The 19,809-nt window shown below is 40.8% G+C and carries 19 protein-coding genes; 9 read left to right on the forward strand and 10 right to left on the reverse strand.

Annotated elements, in window-relative coordinates; genetic code table 11:
- Window positions 1-316: 316 nt before the first annotated feature.
- From MHO82_RS22310 to MHO82_RS22325, 4 genes are all read left to right on the forward strand, one after another.
- A complete protein-coding gene (locus tag MHO82_RS22310; RefSeq protein ID WP_239188068.1) occupies window positions 317-2,410 on the forward strand; it encodes a methyl-accepting chemotaxis protein in 2,094 nt (697 codons plus the stop codon).
- Between the two features lie 468 nt (window positions 2,411-2,878).
- The gene (locus MHO82_RS22315) at window positions 2,879-3,256 is read left to right on the forward strand and encodes a hypothetical protein (protein ID WP_239188070.1); all 378 of its coding nucleotides are present in this window, start codon (window positions 2,879-2,881) and stop codon (window positions 3,254-3,256) included.
- A 10-nt stretch (window positions 3,257-3,266) separates the two neighbouring features.
- Window positions 3,267-3,728, forward strand: coding sequence for a hypothetical protein (locus tag MHO82_RS22320; protein ID WP_239188072.1), 462 nt, complete (start codon window positions 3,267-3,269; stop codon window positions 3,726-3,728).
- A complete protein-coding gene (locus MHO82_RS22325; protein ID WP_239188074.1) occupies window positions 3,725-5,113 on the forward strand; it encodes a hypothetical protein in 1,389 nt (462 codons plus the stop codon). The genes MHO82_RS22320 and MHO82_RS22325 overlap by 4 nt, the downstream gene beginning before the upstream one ends.
- Window positions 5,114-5,217: 104 nt before the next feature.
- On the opposite strand, the gene MHO82_RS22330 is transcribed toward MHO82_RS22325, so the two are convergent.
- Window positions 5,218-5,892 carry a DMT family transporter gene (locus MHO82_RS22330; protein ID WP_239188076.1) on the reverse strand — a complete coding sequence of 225 codons (675 nt, stop codon included), beginning with the start codon at window positions 5,890-5,892 and terminating at the stop codon, window positions 5,218-5,220.
- A complete protein-coding gene (locus tag MHO82_RS22335; RefSeq protein WP_239188078.1) occupies window positions 5,822-6,145 on the reverse strand; it encodes an EamA family transporter in 324 nt (107 codons plus the stop codon). The genes MHO82_RS22330 and MHO82_RS22335 overlap by 71 nt, the downstream gene beginning before the upstream one ends.
- Window positions 6,146-6,335: 190 nt before the next feature.
- Between MHO82_RS22335 and MHO82_RS22340 the strand changes: the two genes are divergently transcribed.
- Window positions 6,336-7,391 (forward strand): methylated-DNA--[protein]-cysteine S-methyltransferase, encoded by a 1,056-nt coding sequence (locus MHO82_RS22340; RefSeq protein WP_239188080.1) that lies wholly within the window; start codon window positions 6,336-6,338, stop codon window positions 7,389-7,391.
- Window positions 7,392-7,484: 93 nt separating this feature from the next.
- On the opposite strand, the gene MHO82_RS22345 is transcribed toward MHO82_RS22340, so the two are convergent.
- Window positions 7,485-8,348 (reverse strand): Vmh family MBL fold metallo-hydrolase, encoded by an 864-nt coding sequence (locus MHO82_RS22345; protein WP_239188082.1) that lies wholly within the window; start codon window positions 8,346-8,348, stop codon window positions 7,485-7,487.
- A 165-nt stretch (window positions 8,349-8,513) separates the two neighbouring features.
- Between MHO82_RS22345 and MHO82_RS22350 the strand changes: the two genes are divergently transcribed.
- Window positions 8,514-9,407 carry a LysR family transcriptional regulator gene (locus MHO82_RS22350; RefSeq protein ID WP_239188084.1) on the forward strand — a complete coding sequence of 298 codons (894 nt, stop codon included), beginning with the start codon at window positions 8,514-8,516 and terminating at the stop codon, window positions 9,405-9,407.
- Window positions 9,408-9,599: 192 nt separating this feature from the next.
- Complete coding sequence (locus MHO82_RS22355) at window positions 9,600-10,619, forward strand: alpha/beta fold hydrolase (protein ID WP_239188086.1); 1,020 nt, start codon at window positions 9,600-9,602, stop codon at window positions 10,617-10,619.
- A 64-nt stretch (window positions 10,620-10,683) separates the two neighbouring features.
- Here the strand turns inward: MHO82_RS22355 and MHO82_RS22360 are convergent, their stop codons facing one another.
- From MHO82_RS22360 to MHO82_RS22370, 3 genes are all read right to left on the reverse strand, one after another.
- Complete coding sequence (locus MHO82_RS22360; protein ID WP_239188088.1) at window positions 10,684-11,733, reverse strand: AraC family transcriptional regulator; 1,050 nt, start codon at window positions 11,731-11,733, stop codon at window positions 10,684-10,686.
- 143 nt (window positions 11,734-11,876) lie between these two features.
- Entirely contained in the window at window positions 11,877-13,160 is a 1,284-nt protein-coding gene (locus MHO82_RS22365) for a hypothetical protein (protein ID WP_239188090.1), read from the reverse strand.
- A 143-nt stretch (window positions 13,161-13,303) separates the two neighbouring features.
- Window positions 13,304-14,464, reverse strand: a complete 1,161-nt coding sequence (locus MHO82_RS22370; protein WP_239188092.1) for an AraC family transcriptional regulator — start codon at window positions 14,462-14,464, stop codon at window positions 13,304-13,306.
- A 336-nt stretch (window positions 14,465-14,800) separates the two neighbouring features.
- Here MHO82_RS22370 and MHO82_RS22375 point away from each other — a divergent pair, with 336 nt between their 5' ends.
- On the forward strand, window positions 14,801-15,451 hold the full coding sequence (locus MHO82_RS22375; protein WP_239188095.1) for a hypothetical protein: 651 nt from the start codon (window positions 14,801-14,803) through the stop codon (window positions 15,449-15,451).
- A gap of 439 nt (window positions 15,452-15,890) precedes the next feature.
- Window positions 15,891-16,358 (forward strand): 2TM domain-containing protein, encoded by a 468-nt coding sequence (locus MHO82_RS22380; protein ID WP_239188098.1) that lies wholly within the window; start codon window positions 15,891-15,893, stop codon window positions 16,356-16,358.
- Between the two features lie 116 nt (window positions 16,359-16,474).
- Here MHO82_RS22380 and MHO82_RS22385 read toward each other — a convergent pair whose 3' ends face one another.
- The 4 genes from MHO82_RS22385 to MHO82_RS22400 form a co-directional block, all read right to left on the reverse strand.
- Window positions 16,475-17,320, reverse strand: a complete 846-nt coding sequence (locus tag MHO82_RS22385; protein ID WP_239188101.1) for a hypothetical protein — start codon at window positions 17,318-17,320, stop codon at window positions 16,475-16,477.
- A gap of 74 nt (window positions 17,321-17,394) precedes the next feature.
- Window positions 17,395-18,225, reverse strand: coding sequence for a hypothetical protein (locus MHO82_RS22390; protein WP_239188103.1), 831 nt, complete (start codon window positions 18,223-18,225; stop codon window positions 17,395-17,397).
- A 68-nt stretch (window positions 18,226-18,293) separates the two neighbouring features.
- On the reverse strand, window positions 18,294-19,028 hold the full coding sequence (locus tag MHO82_RS22395; protein WP_239188105.1) for a hypothetical protein: 735 nt from the start codon (window positions 19,026-19,028) through the stop codon (window positions 18,294-18,296).
- A gap of 57 nt (window positions 19,029-19,085) precedes the next feature.
- Window positions 19,086-19,809: hypothetical protein (locus MHO82_RS22400; RefSeq protein ID WP_239188107.1), on the reverse strand; the 724-nt coding region annotated here is incomplete at its 5' end.

The raw sequence follows: 19,809 nt of genomic DNA on the forward strand, positions 1-19,809 counted from the left end.
TAAAGGCATACCAATATAACTGGCTTAGCAATGAGATCCATTTTATTGAAAATTTAGCGATACCCACTCAAAAACAAAGTGAATAGATTTATAAAATTCAGTCACTTAAGACAATTAAACACTCACTATTACTCTGTGCCCTAGCGTAAATCACTGACCAACCCATTAATAATACTGCTTATATTAGAGCAACCTATTCATATCAACTCACATATCATTAATAACACTTCTATATACTCCCTCACTTATTTCATTTTGTAACCGTTTCGCTTTATAACAATTCAGCCACTTGGCTAACACATTATTTGAGGCTCACATGTTTAACAGTATACGTACTCGAATTGCCATCAGTGCAGGGGGCGCAATGGCCTTCACCCTACTGATCGCCATGGGCATGACCACCAATGCATTTACTGATGTTAATCAAAAAATAACAACCAAAGTCAAAGCACAATTAACCGAAGCAACAGTAGATAACCTAAAATCAACGGCATTAAATCAGGGCCAGTCCATCTCCAATAACCTAAACCCTGTTTTAGCAAACCTTACTCAAGTACGTTCCATTATCGAGTTAAGCGCAAAAGCAAACACAGGTGCAGACATTATTGTTAATCAGTTTCGTGCCGCATTAGAAGTTCAAGATAAGTCCGTATTTGCTGGGTATATGGTTTGGGAAGAAAAAACGTGGCCTCTCTATTCGGAAACAAACGTACAAGAAGCACTCAACAGTAAAGGCGTTCTTGCTCCTTTCTTTTCGCCTAACTCCCAGCAAAGTTTTGATGTTGTGGCGATGGAAAGCTTCAGTAATACCTCAAAAAACAGTAATGGTGAGCGTAAAGATGATTGGCATTTGATTCCATATGAAACAGGCCAAACCTTTGTGATGGAGCCCTATATGTACCCAGTACGCGGTAAAGAAGAGCTCATTACAACGATCAGTCAGCCAATTAAGCACAACGGGAAGATCATTGGCTCTTTAGGTTTTGATCTCGCGTTGGATGATCTCCAAGACCAGAGCGAAGAACTGGCACACAACCTATTCGATGGCGAAGGTAATATCATGATTGCATCATGGCAAGGTGCCTTGTTGGCCAATACAGACGATAAGAGCACAGTCGGATCAAAAGTTTCTAGTGAGTTGCGCTCACAATGGTCCAAGATCCAATCTCAATCCCAGAAAAACGACATTGGTATAATGACCATAGGGTCGAAAGAATATGCCATCACGTCAGTAGACACATCAGGCTCTCCTTGGATTGTGATGGTTTCAGTCCCGACAAATCAGCTCAAAAAAAGTGTCGCCAATTATGAAAATTGGAGTAAATCACAAAACGCCTACGCAATAGAGCAAGGGATCTGGGGCGGTATTATTGCCGCTATTATCGGTATTGTGACGATGACGTTCATCGCTAACTCATTGGGTAAAACCCTAACTAACCTTGTGGACCGCTTTAAAGATGCAGCACAAGGCAAAGGTGATCTGACCTATAGAATTGAAGTAAAAGGAAAAGATGAAACGGCTCAATTAGCTCATTGGTTCAATACCTTCCTTGGTCGTATGCAAGAGATGCTACGTGTGGTAATGGAAACCGCCGATCAGGTTGATCAAGGTGCAAACACCAGCCAGATTCGCTCGGGGGAATCAAAAAATCAACTGAGTACACAAGTCAATGAAGTGAGTTCATTAGCAACGGCCATCAATGAAATGAGCGCCACAGCACAAGAAGTGGCTCATTCAGCGGTACAAGCGGCCACGGCGGCAAACCAAGTTAAAATCAATAGTGTCGATGGTATGGAGCGCATGAATAACGCAGCGGGCGCGGTTGAAGCACTGGCCGAGCAAGTGAATCACGCGCAAAACCAAACCCAAGATTTGGCCGCTTCAAGTGCCGCTATTCAAGGTATTTTAAGTGAAATCGGTGGCATCGCCGAGCAGACCAATTTACTTGCTTTGAACGCCGCCATCGAAGCGGCCCGTGCGGGGGAAGCAGGTCGAGGGTTTGCGGTGGTTGCTGATGAGGTTCGTAATTTAGCGACCAGAACTCAAGGTTCTACCGAAGAAATTCGTACTATGTTAGCTCGCCTTGAACAAGAAACCCAAGCCATCGTACTTTTAATGCAACAAAGTCAACAGCAAGCGGCCAACACAAAAGGTGAAGCCCAAGCGTCCCAACAAGCATTAGCAGAAATTAACCAAGCCATTGAAGTGATCAATGACATGAATAATCAAATTGCTTCTGCTGCGGAAGAACAAAGCTCAGTTTCTGAAGAGATCAACCGTAATGTCGTTATTATTAATGATACCGCAATGGATGTAATGGACAGCATGAGCTCTTCTGTCGAAATCAGTTGCGAGCTTTCTAACAAAGCCGAAACACTGCAAAGTGAGCTAAGCAAATTCAAAATCTAACTTAGGCTGCATTCGACTATTTGAATCATCGTGGAACTCAATCACGGTGATTCAAATAATTTGGAAAGGCTATATGAACTTATCCCCTTTCAATTCTCTCCCTTTCACACAGTAAAAATAATGAAAGAATAATATCTTCAATAATGACTATAGGCTCTCATTTATTATTTTGAAATTAGAATATTTATATAGAAAATAAAAATAACTACCCACTATATTTATCTCTTTTTGTATAGATTATAGTCTTTACTATTTAAGGATTTTTCCCCATCTATGCATCAAGATAAAGCCTGCATACTGATTATCCTTCACATCACTTTATTTATAAATAAATACAAGAAATCCTAGTTGAATATTTAATCACTTCAACACCAAACCAATCAATAACCCATAAAAATATTACTATTGACAATGATATTTACTATCAATATCATTCGCACCTCATTTATATGAAATAGGTAAAATAAAATGAAAAAACTTTTAATGGCATTATTATTAGCATCTACAAGTGCTTCTGCTACCGACTACATCAATTTTTCAGCTGAATTGACTTCTATTGAAATTTCGAATGATGTTCAAGATAAATATGATGTGAAAATTGGGGCTAAAAATATCAAGTTTCTTCATAGTAACCCGTGGGGAATTGGATTCACTAGTGAAGTCAAAGAAGACATGTTAGGTTCTTGCGAAGATAATATTCACTTAAATAAAAGTAGTTCCAAAAACTACCACACTATTTTATCGAGCCTAATGTCTGCTCAAGTGCACAAGAATAAACTGCTATTTACTCTTAGTAAAGAGCACGAAAACTGTGAAATAAAGAACTTAGAAATAGTGACAAAATAAAGAGTGACAGATGCAAGAAGTCTACTCTTATGATGTATCTTTACTAAAATCATTCTTCTACTTAATAATACCATTAATAATAGTTCCAATTATTAAATACAAGCATAGAAAAACGATAAAAAATCGAGAAAAACATATTTTATCGGTTTTTATCATAATATGCATCGTTGGTTTTTTTAATAGCCTATATAAAAACATGAATATCTTATGGGCTTTAAACTCTAATTGTACGTCCAAGGAATGCATCATTGTTAGTGGTGAAGTTATTGACTTCAAAAGCTTTCAAGGCACAAAAAATTATCAAACTAACCAGTTCAAAGTTGGAAATATGAACTTCAAACTGGATGAAAAAGGTAATTCATTTGGCTATGGGCTAATCATAGAAAAAGGTGGCATTTTTCACCCTGGGAAAAAATTTAAGCTTTTTACCTTAAATAATAAAATTATTAAGGCTTATGAGGTAACAGATTGAAATGGATTCATGCTTTTCTCTTCACTATTACTGCATTAAGTATCACGCTCAGTAATACTGTCAATGCAACTGAAGAGCCAAAGAATAAAATAAATATAAAATCAAGTGATTCTCACATTAACTTTGAAGTTAGAGAGTATCAAGATAAGTTTAAAATAGTATTGTACGATACGAATGGGTTAATTCAAACATACAATGGCACAAACTTTATTTTAACAGAACCTAAGCTCAATAAGTACATCCTGCATATTGAATTTATTGATCGTCTTAAAAAAAGAGGAAAGTTAGTTTCAGGCAACGCCCTATTTGGTAATTCTCCAAATCTTTTTAGAGTCGATGTTTCTGGCACTAAAAAGCTATTTGACGTGAATTCGGGTGCTTCATACTTATCTGGTGGAGGTACTGGTTACTTTATCTCTGAAGATCATAATACCAATATTGAAATACCGAAGAGTTTATTAAATATCAATAAACCCGTTTTGCGCGTTACTTTAGAGCAAGTTGGGTTAAGATCGTCCAAAGAGCAAGTTAAAGTTCATTCTAGAAAAAAACGTTCTATTATTAACCATGATTTTTCTGGCGAAGCCGCTAAACAAGATGTGTTTGACGAGATAAACAATAACGTAAATGTTGAAGTCAGCGGTTTTGTTAGCACCTCATTTGATTTAGGCGCGATCAACGGTGAAGTTACCGTATTTGCGGACACTTCTGGACTTACCTTCCAGGGTGGTATCAATAATGGACTGTCTAAGCCGATATCTAAACCTAAGCCTAACTCAGTGAATAGTCCTTTTTCAGCAGCCATAGGGCTTGCTTACCATGAAGGAGATCTCGGTGTTTTTGAAAATTTAGGGGCTTCTGTTGAGCTTTCTCACTTTGGCTTAGGTTTTACAGTTGACGATGATCTAAATATTACATCTGATGGTTTTACTATGCATATCTCCACAGACAGTGCTTTTTCCGCATCAGGAGCTTTAACAACAGATATCGACAACTTCTTGTCCAATAGTTATTTTGATACAAAATTAGCGACAAGCCTAACTCTTGGAGGTGCGTTATATTGGCGTTCGGTGATAGCAAAGTTAAATACAGAACTAGACAACCTGTTAGCGATCAAAGATCAAGTGTTGAATGAGTACAATAATCAAAACTCTGGCAATTCAGACACTAATAATAGTTCTAACGGTTCTGATAACCATGGTTCCGGTAACCACGGCTCTGATCGACCAGACAGGCCTAATACAGGGGGATCTAACAATATTGTTCATGAAACCGATTTAACCACTGGTGAAACAACCACCGTTGACCTCGGTAAAGAACCCGTTGATGCTGGCACTACTGATGATGACTCAGATACATCGGATAATGATTCAGGCTGGTGGTGAAAATAAGACATTACTAAAGTAATACTTTATCTATGAAGCGATAATTCACTCGGGCATATATAACTATATGCCCGTTTTATTACTTTAACACCCCAGCATACCTATTATGCAAAAACAGATTTCATGCGATGCCACAATCGACCATCAATGGCTGACAAACCAAGTGCGATTAACAGCATTCCTAAAAAGTGTATCCAATCTAATGTCTCGCCAAGGAACAGTGTACCAAGAAGAATGGCTGACACAGGCACTAACAAAGTGACCAATAATACATTTGTCGCCCCTGCTAATTCTAAGATCTTAAAAAACAAGACATAAGCAATTGCTGTGGAAACAACAGCAAGAGCAATAATCGCCATCCAAGTGTGAGTACTTACCTTTTCTATATCCACCGCTCCGTCAACGAAAAATGCCACCGGAGACAATATTAATGTGGAAGCCGTAACCTGCCCTGCTGCGGTAAGTACCGGATTAATACCCAGCCCCTTAAATCTGCGGCCATACACACCAGCAAAGGCATAGGAAAGAGTCGCGGCCACAATCGCAAGTTGCGCCAACAGTTTTGCCTCCCCACCAGGAGCAGGAACGCCTATCATAACGACCACCCCAACAAAACCGAGCACAACCCCGATTAACTTTAAAGGCGTCGGACGCTCATCGGGCAATAAGAACCCAGCCACCACAACCGCAAAGATCGGAGTCGCTGCATTAAGAATGGAAGCAAGCCCAGAAGCAATTTGAGTTTGCCCCCAGACAATAAGAGCAAAAGGAATCCACATTATTCAGTAGGCCCATCCCAAAAAAAGCCCGCCATACGGCACCACTTTTAGGGACACGTAAGCCCATCATAAACGCAATAGTCCATAATGCCACCGCGGCAATGCCAACTCGAAAAGTCACAATCGTCAGTGGCGGAAGATCATTGACGGCAATACCGACAAAAAAGAACGAACCTCCCCATAATATGGAGAGTAAAATGAGCATGGCCCATACCTTTGAGCTCATCACCGTATTAATAGAAGATGTCATCATCAGATCCGGTTGTGTTTTGTATTTTTGGATTCATACTAATTTTAGCCATATCTTAAAAACATCCGAATGTTGCGTCATGTTCAACATTGATGTGATGGCGCATAATCAAATTACTCAGCAAGAATCGGATAGTAGACATAACGTAAATATGATGTGATGGATCCATTACTTACCCGCAAAGAGTACTGCCATGTCTATGCCCTCTCAAAATGAAATGAAGAAAGCCATAAAGCAAAGAGACAGCACCTTTGATGGACAATTTTACTATGGCGTGATTACAACGAGGGTGTTTTGTATGCCGTCGTGCCCAACCAAAGCGGCAAATACAGAAAACCTGCGGTTCTTTACGACTATGGAATCAGCGATGCAATCTGGGTTTCGTCCTTGTAAACGCTGTCATCCAACTGGAGATGATGCCCGAACTCAAAAACTGATTGATGTTGCTCGCTACATTGAAGAGCACATTGAAGACAAAATCACGCTTTCTCAGCTAGGAGCGCTGATTGGGCTTTCTCCTTCACGGCTACAACGAATCTTTAAAGACCTGTTTGGCGTTTCCCCTAAACACTACCAAGATGCCGTTCGAATGCAAAAGTTTAAACAATCATTAAAAGATGGCGAGGACGTAACAGACGCTATTTACTCTTCAGGGTTTGGTTCAATCAGCCGAGTATATGGGGAAACCACTCGAAATATAGGCATGACACCTAAAGCGTATCGGGCTGGTGGTCAGGGAGTAACTATCCATTATGCATGCAGAAAAACCTCTCTTGGTTACATGGTGATGGCCGCAACAGAAAAAGGCGTGTGTTCGGTACAATTTGGTGACGATGAAAAATCCCTGCTGACTCTTCTATCTAATGAGTTTCCTAACGCCGAACTGGTGCTTTCTGCCGCACAAAACACGATTGAGCTGGATAACTGGATAGAAGCTTTAGATAAACACATCAGTCAAGGTGCCCCCAAACCCAACTTACCACTTGATATCAGAGGAACCGCCTTTCAAATAAAAGTATGGCACTTTTTACTCAGTATTAAGGAAGGAGACGTAATGAGTTACGCAGACGTAGCCAAGCATATAGACAACCCTAACGCAGTACGTGCTGTTGGTACTGCTTGTGGCAAAAACCCAATAGGTATACTGATCCCTTGCCACCGAGTGTTAAGAAGTGATGGATCACTGGGTGGATACCGTTGGGGGCTAGCGCGTAAGCAAGCCCTATTAAACAAAGAAAAATCGGAATAACCACCTTAGCTTTGCTAAATCGATAACCTTACAGGACCCTACATTCAACCTTCTTAAAGATAGAATGTAGGGCTGTGGCAGTTTACGCTCGTATTACCACTCCATCTCCCCTGTGTTTACTTTTGCACTTAGCTCTAAATCGCTCACCCCTTCTAACTTAGGATAACGCTGCTTCATCGCTTTAATAACGTCACCGGATGTCACATTTTTTGAGCTTTTTAGTGCAGTTTCAAAATTCGTTAAATAGTCGATGGTAAATTGAACGGCTTCTGCTCCAGAGGGAACCTCTCCTAAATAGTGACCTGGGATCACCGTTTGTGGTTCGAGCGCTTTCATGCGTTCAAGGGATTGAACCCATTCACTACGCGCCTGTTTTGTTTGACTGTCCGCCGTCCATACATGCATTCCAGATGTTACAGACACCCCACCAAACACGGTTTTCTGCGATGGCAGCCATAAATAAGCTTGATGGCTGTTTATCTCCTTAACCTCTATCTTCTTACCTTCAAGGTAAAGTTCTGTGTCATTAAATACCTGTGGCACAACAATAGAATTAGGCGCACCGTCTTTTAGAATCGGCCCCCAGTAAGCAAGCTTCCCTTCTTTTGTCTTTGTAATGTGATCAACAATCGACTGGCTAGCCACCACTTTTGCTTCTGGGAAGGCGTTCACTAAGGGTTCTAAACCAAAGTAGTAATCCGGATCACCACTGCTCACGTAGATCATGTTCAGCGTTTTTCCCGTCGCCTTAATCTTTTCAACAAGGGCTTTGCCATCAACAGTACTAAATTGCGCATCAAATAAAATGGCTTCCTTTTCACCACTGATCAATACCGATGTGGTCGGGAATATGCCATTACTTCCCGGGTTATATTGGGTAATATTCAGATCTGATGCCACGACGTGACCAGCCGTAAATAATGCAGTAACTAATGCCGCTTTAACGAAAAATTTCATGTTATACCTTCTCAATTTGGAATAATTCAGGCGTTGACTTCAATGCCTGTTGTCGTTAAAGGCACTTTATTTGATTGTATTTTGATAATAAACGCCATAAATTGACGTTCACTATTTCAATATTCGAACATATTACTTTTCTTAATTTGAAAACGGGTTGATTAAATGGACAGACTGACAGCATTACATGTGTTTGCCACGATCGTAGAACAAGGAAGCTTAAGTGGAGCCGCAGAGCAGCTTGACATGTCTCGGCCAAAAGTAACTCGATATTTAGCGGAATTAGAAAGCTGGATGGATACGCGATTGCTGCACCGGACCACTCGTCGTTTAAGTTTAACCACCGCAGGGGAAGAAACCCTTGAAGTGGCCAAAAACCTTCTCTCAATGGCTGACTCGTTAGAAGGTATAAAACATCAAAATTCCCTGAAATTACAAGGGCAACTGCGCGTTACAGCAAGTTACTCTGTCGTAGAAACCTTGTTGCTGGATGCCATAAGCGACTTTGTTTCACGCTGGCCAAATGTCACCATTGATATTGTCTCTACCGATAAATCCGTTAATTTGATCGATGCTCGAATTGATTTAGCCATTCGAGTAACGAACGATCTCATGCCGAATGTGGTCGCTAAAAAATTAGGTGAATGCCACTCCGTAATATGTGCCTCTCCGCAATACCTTGCAGAACGTGGCACTCCTAAAGACGCCCAAGCCCTACAGCAACACAACTGCTTATCTTTTGCCTATTTTGGTCGCTCTGCTTGGGTTTTTGATGGCCCAAATGGCCCTGAGTCGGTGCCAATCAGCGGTAATATCAGCGCTAATGTTTCTGAAGTATTACTGGCGGCCACGTTACGTGGTCAAGGGATCGGCTTACAACCACTTCCTAGCGTTCAACCTTTTATTGATAGCGGCCAATTAGTACAATTGCTCCCAGAATGGACACCAAAAACTTTAGGTTTGCATGCCATCTACTCAACCCGAAAACAAATGACCCCTTTGCTCAGAGCGTTTATTGATCACCTGCATCAGCACGTCGAGTCATCACAACACTGGTGATATTAGTAAGCACAAACTAACTACGTCAATTACGTTAAAACTCTCTGTAAATTTTACTGAAGCCCTTAAAAATAAGGACTAAAAGCGGTTTTAGGTCGTACTCAATCGTGTTTTAGGACGCAAATAACCCGAATAATGGGCATGCTTGGTTCACTTTCGTTAAATCAGAATGAACCTATTCAGGATGGACCTATGAAACTGCTTATTCTTATCGGGCTACTTATCTGTTGGCCCTACACAACTGTGGCGAGTTCTGTTGGCTTTCAACAATTTGAGTTAAATGATGATCCACAGCGACCATTGCCTATCACCGTTTGGTACCCAACACAGCAAAAAGCGCCGCCAGAGCTGGTTGGTGACAACCTCGCTTTTGTAGGGACTAAGGTGGTGAAAGACGCTTCTACCCTTCCCCACAAATCCCCTTTTGTTTTACTGTCGCATGGCTACCGCGGAAACTGGCGAAACCTAAACTGGCTTGCCACAGAGTTAGCGCAAAAAGGAATGGTGGTCGCTGCCCCTGATCACCCTGGCACCACGACTTTTGATCACTCACCGCAACATGCCTCTCTATGGTGGCAACGTCCGCGAGATTTAGTGCGTATTCTCGACCACTTTCAAACCGATCCCACTTGGCGCTCTATTATCGATAGGGATAACGTCTCGGCCATTGGTCATTCACTTGGCGGTTGGAGCGTCATGCAGCTTGCAGGGGCGCAGTTCGATCGCAACACATTCCACCAGCATTGCCGTCAATACCCGAACCCTAAAACTTGTGGGCTCAAAAACGAACTGGGACTGGCCTCCCCACAGCCCAATGAACCAGCAGCGTTTCACTTTTACGAACCACGCATCAAAAAAACCGTCATACTCGATCTTGGCCTAGCACGCAGCTTTTCCACCAGCAGCCTTTCTAAAGTAAACACCCCCACTTTGATCTTGGCGGCAGGGATAGATATTGGTGACTTGCCTCAAGCACAGGAATCCGGCTATTTAGCGGAACATTTACCATTAGTGTCTCGTCGTTACAAAGTATATGAACAAGCCATGCATTTCAGTTTCATGCAATTGTGTAAAGAAGGGGCAGCCGAGCTACTTGAAAAAGAGACCACGGGGGACGGTATCGTCTGTAAAGATGGCGCGAACACAACTCGGCGTGCATTACATCAAACCATGTTTGATGATATTTGGCGTTTCATAACTAAATCTTCGTAATCCCTTTAGTGCCGAGTAGGCTATGCCTTCGCTGACCGTACTCGGCAATAATCTCATGGCTTTGTTATAAAACGGACTGTCTATATGCGCTGGGAGTTTGGCCCGTTATTCGTAAAAATTCACGATTGAAGTTCGATTTAGTCTGAAAACCTGAATTCAAATAAATCTCAGTAATGCTATCTTCACTGTGAGCCAGTAATTGCTTAGCATGATTAATCCGGTATTCATTAAGTACTTTTGAAATGTTATTGCCACACACTTGATTAACCGCCATCGAAACTTGCCGGGCAGGAATGCCCAATTTACGAGCCAAACGACCAAGGGATAAGTTAGGATCTCGAAACAGCTCTGTGTCCGCCATTAATGCCTCGATGCTGTCCACAATACTTTTGGCGTCAAGCTCAGACAGTTGATTGGTTTTTCGAGCAAAATTTTCTCTTTGGGCTGTATGTGAATCCAGACTCGTTTGCTGCGAATTAAAAATGGCTTCAGGCTCTGTATGGCATGTACTGCATCCCACAGTGATCACTGCCATCACCATCACAGGCATGAAAACAAGATAACTAAAAGAAACAATTCCTAGCGCATGCTCACCGCCATACACTAAAAAATCAAACAACACCGCCCCATCAATTGCCGTTGATACCAATAACATGACACCCGCAATGCGCTCTGCCAACCTCACCCGAACCACGTCCCCCAATCGAACCGCTTCCGGAACCGTGAAGGAGGCTCGAACCAGCGCCACACCGTACACCACATAGAGCCCCATCAAAATAATGTCTATCGCTTCTCGCCCAAAAACATAGTCGAAAACACAAAGAAGAATGGCAACAGGCCCTAATAAGTGCAGCAATGAATAACGGGATCTGCCATGCCCTTTTGCAAAGCAATACCAAGCAATAACAGGCAGCACGGAAGCCACAATCGGCTGTAACCACGAAAAAATAGCCGCTTCAAACGCCCAACGCGCACCGACCAACGCCGTACTGATCGCACAGACGCCAATAAACACAGCAGGCATCTTTCCATTTGTCGGTAACTTAATCACCCAAAAGGCGGCAAGGATCAAAAGCAATATTGACACAAAGAAAGGCAATGGGATGGCAAGCATTTGATTTTGTTCTACTATAATGGCGAAAAGAAAGGTAAATAATTCACTAAAACGTCTTACAGCACAATAAGTAAACCCGCTTTTTGCTTCCCCGAATAACAAACTTGCCCCGAGAAAAACTCAGGGCATGCACCATCAAACGATCAGTAGCTTCCTTTTTTACTATCAATACGAGAGAACTCGGGAGTTTGCTCTAGCATTTCTAGCAGCGACGAGTAACTGCCCTCGCCTTTTACATACGTTTGAAAAAACTGCCCAACCGTTGCTCTGTTGATAGCATTCATTCGGTACGGATCAATCGTGCCAAAGTTATCTGTATTACGAACTTCAGGCATCGTCAATGTGAGATCACTAAAATCCAAATGGCGGCTGTTCGCCACTTTAACCATATAAGTGTCTCGATCTTGCTGATCAAAAACCAACTGATAGTTCGCGGGCATTGGATAATCTTGATACATGATCATCAGTGGCTTTCTGGCTGGGTTACCCGGAGATAAATCGTAATGCATGGCATCTAAATTGGCCGCCGCTTTACATTTTGCCTGACGGTTACAGAAGGTTGCCGCCGTTGGGCCACCAAATGACAAGCCAAAAGCACCAAAATTATCAAGATCCAGCTTACCTTTAAGACTGCTTAGCTCCACCTGCTGGTTCGAGAAATGAGACACTTGGCCATAATTCACTTTATGCAGTTGATTAAGCGCAAACTCCATGTCTTGCACCCAAACTTGCAAGGAGTTTCTGTCCCCTTCTGCAAGCGTAAACAGATGATAAAGGCGATCTTTTTCTTCTTGAGACAACGGCCTACCCGCATAGGAGGACACTTCAACGTTCCATTCATCTAGCGTCATGGTCGTGAGATCGCTCAACTGCCAATCATTCCAACGTTTGTTCCAATCAAATTCCGCGTAACCATCAGATAAGGTAATAAATTGCAGCTGATGGGCATGGCCAACACTGGCCACAACATACCCTTGGCTCGCCAAATCCACCATGACGCTTTCGCTGTCTTCAAGGTGTGAAAAATACCCCGGCGAATAGAAAATAACAGGGAATTTTTGATCGGACTCCACCATAGGTGCCTTTCGAAAAGCACCACTTAACAGCGTTTTTAATCGGTTATAATACTCATCATCCGCCCCCGGTAGAACGGCAGCAGGAAAAGGATATTGCTCAGTATGATACCCCAGATGTGAAGGCACCGACGCTTCATTGAGTTCAGCCGGATACCAAATCTTGATCATCACATCACGATAGTCATCATTCCTTTCTGTGAATGTTTCAACTTGGCTGTAGTCAACCGCATTAAAATAAGTCACGCCCACTTGATATGGCGCATCCACAGTCTGTCTCTGATCATTCGCGTACGTTAAAGGTGTTAAAATCAGCGCGCACAATGCACCCGCAAAAGAGTATACCGATTTCATGTTTGTCTCCCTATGCATGAATAACTCATAACACAGTGACACGCTTTTTACGTTATAACGCCCGAACCTAACGGCTCATACAACTAATATGAATATCTATTGCCTATCAAGGTGTTACTTAGTGCTAGCCGCTCGGTCCATACCTACCCTAAGGAACTAAACTGACGGCGATACGCAGAAGGCGTCATGTTTTCTTTGCGTTTAAAAACAGAGTTAAACGTCGCTTTGCTGTTAAACCCAGAACCAAGAGCCAATGACAAAATGGTTTTATTACTGTCGGCAGGATCGCTTAAACGGCGTTTGATCTCTTCTATGCGGTATTCATTAATAAAGTCATAAAAGCTTTGTTGAAAATGTTGATTTAGCAACTGAGATAAATGGTGTGAAGATACGCCTAATTTTTCCGACAGATCCGATAACGTCAATTCATTATCAAGATAAGGGCGCTCCGACTTCATATAGGTGATCAACTTACTTTTTAAAGTACCTGCGACTTCATCACTTAATTTTTGCTTTTGATACTTTTCGGGGCTAGCGTTCACCTTCGATTTATCAAATGGGTTTGCCGTTAATTTCCCTTGCCATACGCTGTAGCCACTTAAAAAATACAGCACGGTCGCATAAGGTAAATACGAAGCCATGATTATTGCAGGCGTCAACGCATGAGGGCTGATCAACAGCGCCACAGAGCAAATCAGCAATACCATTAACCAAGCGACAATTTGTAAAACACTAAATCGGTACAACCAAGTCAACCTTTCCCGAGGCAAGCCCACTTTTGCTTTTATCGCACCATTAATCACTGTAAAAGCCCATACATAACTAATAAGAGGCGTCATAAAATAGAACAATTCATACGCTGTAATAGGGCGCTCAAACTCCCCTTTCATGTAAATATCGTACTGCAATAATTTCAATTCAGGTGAAACGAAATAAGCCTGAATGTTTACATACACCGTCACAGCAAAAGGCACGAGTAAGAATACATGCACCCAACGCAGCTGATATGTTTTTACTTGCATCACAATATAAAGAAAAAATAAAGGCCCATACAAAGCATCGAGCTCTAACATCGCGCCAATCCAATCTGGATTTTGGTAGAAAAAATCGCCTACTTTCAAGCTGTTCCAACTCAGCTCGACAATTAAACAACCTAACCACAACGCCAATACATAATTGGCCGAATTTCTCTTTGCACTGCGTAACAGCAATCCAACAAGTACAACGCCATTCAAAATCGCAAAAATAAAGATGTGATTTAATATTGAAAAAAGAAAAGGTGCATCCATGCGGTTTGTATTCATCCATGAGTGATAACATCATGCTAACAAATGCCTTTTTGATGCTTTAATAAAGAATCCTGAATGTTGAGAGGGAAATCTAGGAAAGATGCAACAGCACTGAATAACGTATGGAAGTGGATAAAAGGTAAGAATATCGATAAATGCCAATAACCCAAAGCGACAACGACAGTCACAATAAATGAACCACTATCTAAAAAAACACACGCTCAGATTGCTATTTCACTCACACTCAGTAAATTGGCCCATATGAAAACATAAGAGCATAAACTTTATGTAACGCTCTGCCAAACAGCTCTAAACACAATCTAATAACTCCATGTACAGCAAGGAGAAAACATGAAGTTGATACAACAATGTATAGCAATAATGCTCATTTTTTCACTGATAGGATGTAATGGCCCTTTAAGAAAATCACTGTGGGAAAAAACCTACTACGAAGAAAAAATCACCGGGTTTTACATCAATGAAGAAGACTCAGTGATTCTTATTTCAGGTGAAAAATTCAGCTATATAATTGAATGTGACACAAAGTTATGTGATTTAGCCAAAGTAAGCCGAGACATCGAAATATCAACCTACTTCGATGACTTAACACTCATGGACGATGGCATCGTAACCGGAGAAGTAAGATTTTACCCAGCTGTAGAAACACATAAACCCATTGAGCAAGCACTCTTTAAGCAATACCAAGAAGCTGGGTTATTAAAAAAAACCAGTTCCGGTGAAGTAATCGAGAAACCCCAAAAAATAACGTTCGAAGCCAAACGTTATAATGTAGAAGGCACCCTTCCATTCGAAGTATTGGAAAAACCCATAGACACCAGAATATTAGTACCCGATTCAACCATTGAACATGCCGGAAAAATGGTGATAACTCCTGCCGCTATCGTACTTGATAGTGCATACATACTCGCCATTACCCCTTTTGCTTTGCTGTATTTTTCGGCCTATATGCTCTCTTATGCTCAAGTAAAAGACAGGCGCTAATTCTATTTAACGTGGGGCTGTGCAGAAAAAACTCATGGCCCCAAATTTATACGCTCACCTCTCTTTAAACCAATTCTCTTCTAATGAACAGATTTCGGCCAACGTTGCTTTCTCTTTATGTAACGACGCAATGTAAATTTTATAAATAGATGCGCATCTGATTTACTCATTTTCCACATTGTCACCCACCCAATTAATGAATAAAAAGACGTTTTAATTATCGGTAAAACCTCTTCTATATTTAAAAGTACTGATTTTTACAGCCGTTCATAGCTAAGCAAGATGACCCAAATCGAACCCCTTGCTCTGATAAACGCAAAAAACAGAACACCATAAACCACTGATAAATAACAAGTGTCATACGTATGTCGGGTGAATGACGTTACCGAAATCGTTTGTGGTGGATAGGATAGGTCGAAACAGCAGAAAGGAATCAATAATGATCGTCAGAAAACTAAGGTTACAACGTGGTTGGTCTCAAGAGCATTTATCACAACTTAGTGGGTTAAGTGTAAGAACTATCCAACGAATCGAACGTGGACAAAATGCGGGACTGGAATCCTTAAAATCTTTAGCTGCTGTGTTTGAAATTCAAGTCACTGATCTGCAACAGGAGCCAGAAATGAACAATGATGTAAAAGTCACCCCCGATGAGAAAATCATTTTAGAGCAAGTAAGAGCCATCAAGAGTTTCTACTCTAACCTCATCTCTTACTTTTCGGTTATTGCGTTACTGTTTGTCATTAATTTTATGATAGATCCGAGTTACATTTGGGCATGGTGGCCTGCTCTGGGCTGGGGAATTGGTATTGTGTGCCATGGGTTAAGTGCCTTTGAAGTATTAAACTTCTTTGGCCCTGATTGGGAGAAAAAGCAGGTAGAAAAACGCTTAGGCCGAAAACTGTAACATGACCAATACCCAACAAAGCTTATACCCCATTGTTGGGCCAGATCATTCAATCAGATGAAGAGCTAGCACTTCCCTAGCTCTTTTTACTGCCTTTCTATTGGAGGCTAATGTAATCATTCTCCATATCGATTACGTGGATGGAAGTACCATACAAATTCAATCTCTTTCTCTGACTCTTCCATTAACTTTTCAAACTCTGCTGTCTGTCTATTTTTTCGTCCTGGTTTAATATATTGGGTACATTCCATTTTATAATGATCCAAAATATTTCTAACCTCAGAATAATTTTTTGCATCGCAGACCACATCCACCTGAAGCTGAACAGAAAATATTTTTTTCTTTTTAAAAAGTCCATTATGCTCATCAACTTCTATAGCAAAAATAGCTTCCCACGGTAATGCAAACTCTTTTGGTGGTTTATCTTTCGCCATTGCTGCTAATGAGAATAACCCCAATGTGCCAGCTCCCGCCCCCGCAAAGGCCATAGGGCCTAGAATAAACAATAAAACAACGGCGGCTATACCACCTACAACGAGTAAACCCATTACCAGCTTTTCTCGGTACGCTTTTCCTCGTTTATAGCTGTATACATAAATCCCTGTTGATGTAATTTTATGATAGTAACGTTCCGGGGAAAGGGACATGGCTAAAAAAAAGCTTTGCATGCATATTAAAAAAACACCAAGATTCCTTATGACTTCCTGAGTTTCTTTATTATCTGAAAAGATATATCCAGATATTGTAAAAAATAACAAGCAGGAAAAAATAAATACAAATATCTCCCTTATATCCCTTTCCCAAAGGTTCATCTCCCACTCCATGATTGCTGGCTCATTCTTTATATGCTCTATATACTGCTCCATAAAAGAAACCAGCCGAGAAGGGTTGTCCTTAAGCGTCGCATCATTCATCACCGAGTGGCGGATCGCCTCATATTGCTCTTTTCGTTTTAAATCCATTCTTATTTTCTATTTATTTAAAAGAAAAAGCAGCAAGATTGCCTTACTGCTTTTTTAGAAAATTTTTTATTAAGTTAGTCAGGCAGACCTGATAATAAAAAATCAATTTCTTTTTCTATCTTTTCTTGAACTTTAAGAAAATAAAGAGATTCACATTCAGAAAAAATATCTTTAATGATATATAAATCTTCACGTAAGTATAGTTCTATATGACGCCTAGCCTCTTGATAATTATCAATATTACAAATCAAGTCAATATGTCCCTGTAAGCAAATCATTCGTTCTTTTTCTAGCCATCGATCTTCTTCAATATACTCCATGAAGTAGATTGCTTCCCAAGGTAATGCGATTTCTTTTGGAGGTTTATCTTTCGCCATTGCTGCTAATGAAAATAATCCCAATGTGCCAGCCCCAGCCCCCGCAAAGGCCATGGGGCCTAAAATAAATAATAAAACAACGGCGGCTATACTACCTACAACGAGTAAACCCATTACCAGCTTTTCTCGGTACGCTTTTCCCCGTTTGTAGCTATATACATAAATCCCTGTTGATGTAATTTTATGATAATAACGTTCAGGGGAAAGAGACATTGCAATCAAGAAAGCAAGCGTCAACATGACAAAAATACCTAAATTTCTGTTCGTCTCTTGCACTACTGTATTATCAGAAAAAATATACCCTGAAACGGTAAAAAAGAATAAACCACAGTAAATGAATACAAAGATCTCCCGAGTATACCTTTCCCACAGGTTCATCTCCCACTCCATGATTGCTGGCTCATTCTTTATATGTTCTATATAGTGTTCCATAAAAGAAACCAACCGAGAAGGGTTGTCCTTAAGCACTGGATCGTTCATGACCGATTGGCGGATCGCTTCATATTGTTCTTTTCGTTTTAAATCCATTCTTATTTTCTATTTATTGAAAAGAAAGCAGCAAGATTATATTGCTGCTTTCCTGTCAAGATTTTTAATTAATCAGGTAAACCACCTAAAATAAACTCAAGCTCTGTTTTTATTTTATCTTCTACTTTCAAGTAAGAAGGTTTTTGGCATTCAGAAAAATAATCTTTCATGACATATATATCTTCACGTAAATATGGCTCTATGCACAACTTAACCTGTTCATAATTTTCCACTGAACAATGCAGCATTCCATGTGCTTGTAAATCTATCACCCGTTCTTTATCGAACCACCTATCCTCTTCGCAGTAGGACATAGTATATATAGCTTCCCATGGTAATGCTCTTTCTTTAGGAGGTTTATCCTTCACCATCGCTGCCAGTTTAAATAAACCCAGTGTGCCACCCCCTGCGCCTGCAAAAGCCATAGGGCCTAAAATAAACAATAAAACAACGGCGGCTATACCACCGGCAATTAAAAAACCTTTGACCAAAGCCTCTCTATACGCTTTTCCTCGTTTATAACTGTATACATAAACCCCTGTCGAAGTGATTTTATGGTAATAGCGCTCAGGAGCAAGATGCATTGCTGCACTAAAGCCAAGCAATGCCATCATGCCGATACCTATCCACCTAAACAACACCTGACCCGCAGGGTCTTCTATAAAAAAGTATGTTGACATAGTCAAAGAAAATAAAAATAGTAAAAAGCCTAACGCTATTTCTCTCTCCCCTCTCTCCCACAGGTCAGCTTCCCACTCCATGACTGCTGGCTCATTCTTTATATGTTTTATATAGTGTTCCATAAAAGAAACCAACCGAGAAGGGTTGTCCTTAAGCGTCGCATCATTCAGATATAAAAACTACCTTTTAAATAATCTACCATTATAAAATGGTAGTTCTTCTTCTTTCCTTTTTAATGCATCATTTACTTCATCAGTGAAACCTAAATGAGCACTTTCAGTATATGCGGCATCTTCACGCACTTTAGATCTTATAATACTCTTCATTTCGTCATAATCACTTGCAGAGCATCGAATTGTCATGTAGTGAGAGACAAATCGACGCTCTTTTATTAAAAATGAATTTTCTGAATAAGCAGAAACTAGAAATATCCCTTGCCAAGGAATTGCCGCTTCTTTCACTTTGTCTTGTTTTTGTATTAAGGCATAAAAAGTAAAGATCCCCAGCATACCCGCACCTGCCCCTGCGAAGGCCATTAAGCCCATGTAAAAGGTTAAAACAATGCCAGCGATGACGGTAATGAGAAGTAAAAAACCAGCTAAAAACTGCCTGATTTTTTTGCCACGTTTGTATTGATAAACATAAACACCACTTTCCGTTAATTTATGTTTAAAGCGAATTGGGTACATCAGCATCGCATTGATGAAGGTGAGAAGCCCAGCAATGATCCCTGTAAGGTAGAACCAGTAATCTGGTATAACAAAAAGACCAAAAATAGTCGTGCCAATAATAATTGTAATCGCTGAATTGAATTCGCTGACCGTTTGTTTCTCCCAATGATCAAACTCCCATTCCATAATCGCGGGCTCGGCCAATATAATATCTTTGTAAATATTAGAGAAT

This window comes from Vibrio sp. Of7-15, from assembly GCF_022347565.1.
GTDB lineage: Bacteria > Pseudomonadota > Gammaproteobacteria > Enterobacterales > Vibrionaceae > NORP241.

Bases quoted from the DNA above. Each gene is read 5' to 3' on its own strand.
- MHO82_RS22310 (WP_239188068.1), top strand. From the start codon at position 317: ATGTTTAACAGTATACGTACTCGAATTGCCATCAGTGCAGGGGGCGCA.
- MHO82_RS22315 (WP_239188070.1), top strand. From the start codon at position 2,879: ATGAAAAAACTTTTAATGGCATTATTATTAGCATCTACAAGTGCTTCT.
- MHO82_RS22320 (WP_239188072.1), top strand. From the start codon at position 3,267: ATGCAAGAAGTCTACTCTTATGATGTATCTTTACTAAAATCATTCTTC.
- MHO82_RS22330 (WP_239188076.1), bottom strand. From the start codon at position 5,892: ATGTGGATTCCTTTTGCTCTTATTGTCTGGGGGCAAACTCAAATTGCT.
- MHO82_RS22335 (WP_239188078.1), bottom strand. From the start codon at position 6,145: ATGATGACATCTTCTATTAATACGGTGATGAGCTCAAAGGTATGGGCC.
- MHO82_RS22340 (WP_239188080.1), top strand. From the start codon at position 6,336: ATGTCTATGCCCTCTCAAAATGAAATGAAGAAAGCCATAAAGCAAAGA.
- MHO82_RS22345 (WP_239188082.1), bottom strand. From the start codon at position 8,348: ATGAAATTTTTCGTTAAAGCGGCATTAGTTACTGCATTATTTACGGCT.
- MHO82_RS22350 (WP_239188084.1), top strand. From the start codon at position 8,514: ATGGACAGACTGACAGCATTACATGTGTTTGCCACGATCGTAGAACAA.
- MHO82_RS22355 (WP_239188086.1), top strand. From the start codon at position 9,600: ATGAAACTGCTTATTCTTATCGGGCTACTTATCTGTTGGCCCTACACA.
- MHO82_RS22360 (WP_239188088.1), bottom strand. From the start codon at position 11,733: ATGCTTGCCATCCCATTGCCTTTCTTTGTGTCAATATTGCTTTTGATC.
- MHO82_RS22365 (WP_239188090.1), bottom strand. From the start codon at position 13,160: ATGAAATCGGTATACTCTTTTGCGGGTGCATTGTGCGCGCTGATTTTA.
- MHO82_RS22370 (WP_239188092.1), bottom strand. From the start codon at position 14,464: ATGAATACAAACCGCATGGATGCACCTTTTCTTTTTTCAATATTAAAT.
- MHO82_RS22375 (WP_239188095.1), top strand. From the start codon at position 14,801: ATGAAGTTGATACAACAATGTATAGCAATAATGCTCATTTTTTCACTG.
- MHO82_RS22380 (WP_239188098.1), top strand. From the start codon at position 15,891: ATGATCGTCAGAAAACTAAGGTTACAACGTGGTTGGTCTCAAGAGCAT.
- MHO82_RS22385 (WP_239188101.1), bottom strand. From the start codon at position 17,320: ATGGATTTAAAACGAAAAGAGCAATATGAGGCGATCCGCCACTCGGTG.
- MHO82_RS22390 (WP_239188103.1), bottom strand. From the start codon at position 18,225: ATGGATTTAAAACGAAAAGAACAATATGAAGCGATCCGCCAATCGGTC.
- MHO82_RS22395 (WP_239188105.1), bottom strand. From the start codon at position 19,028: ATGGAACACTATATAAAACATATAAAGAATGAGCCAGCAGTCATGGAG.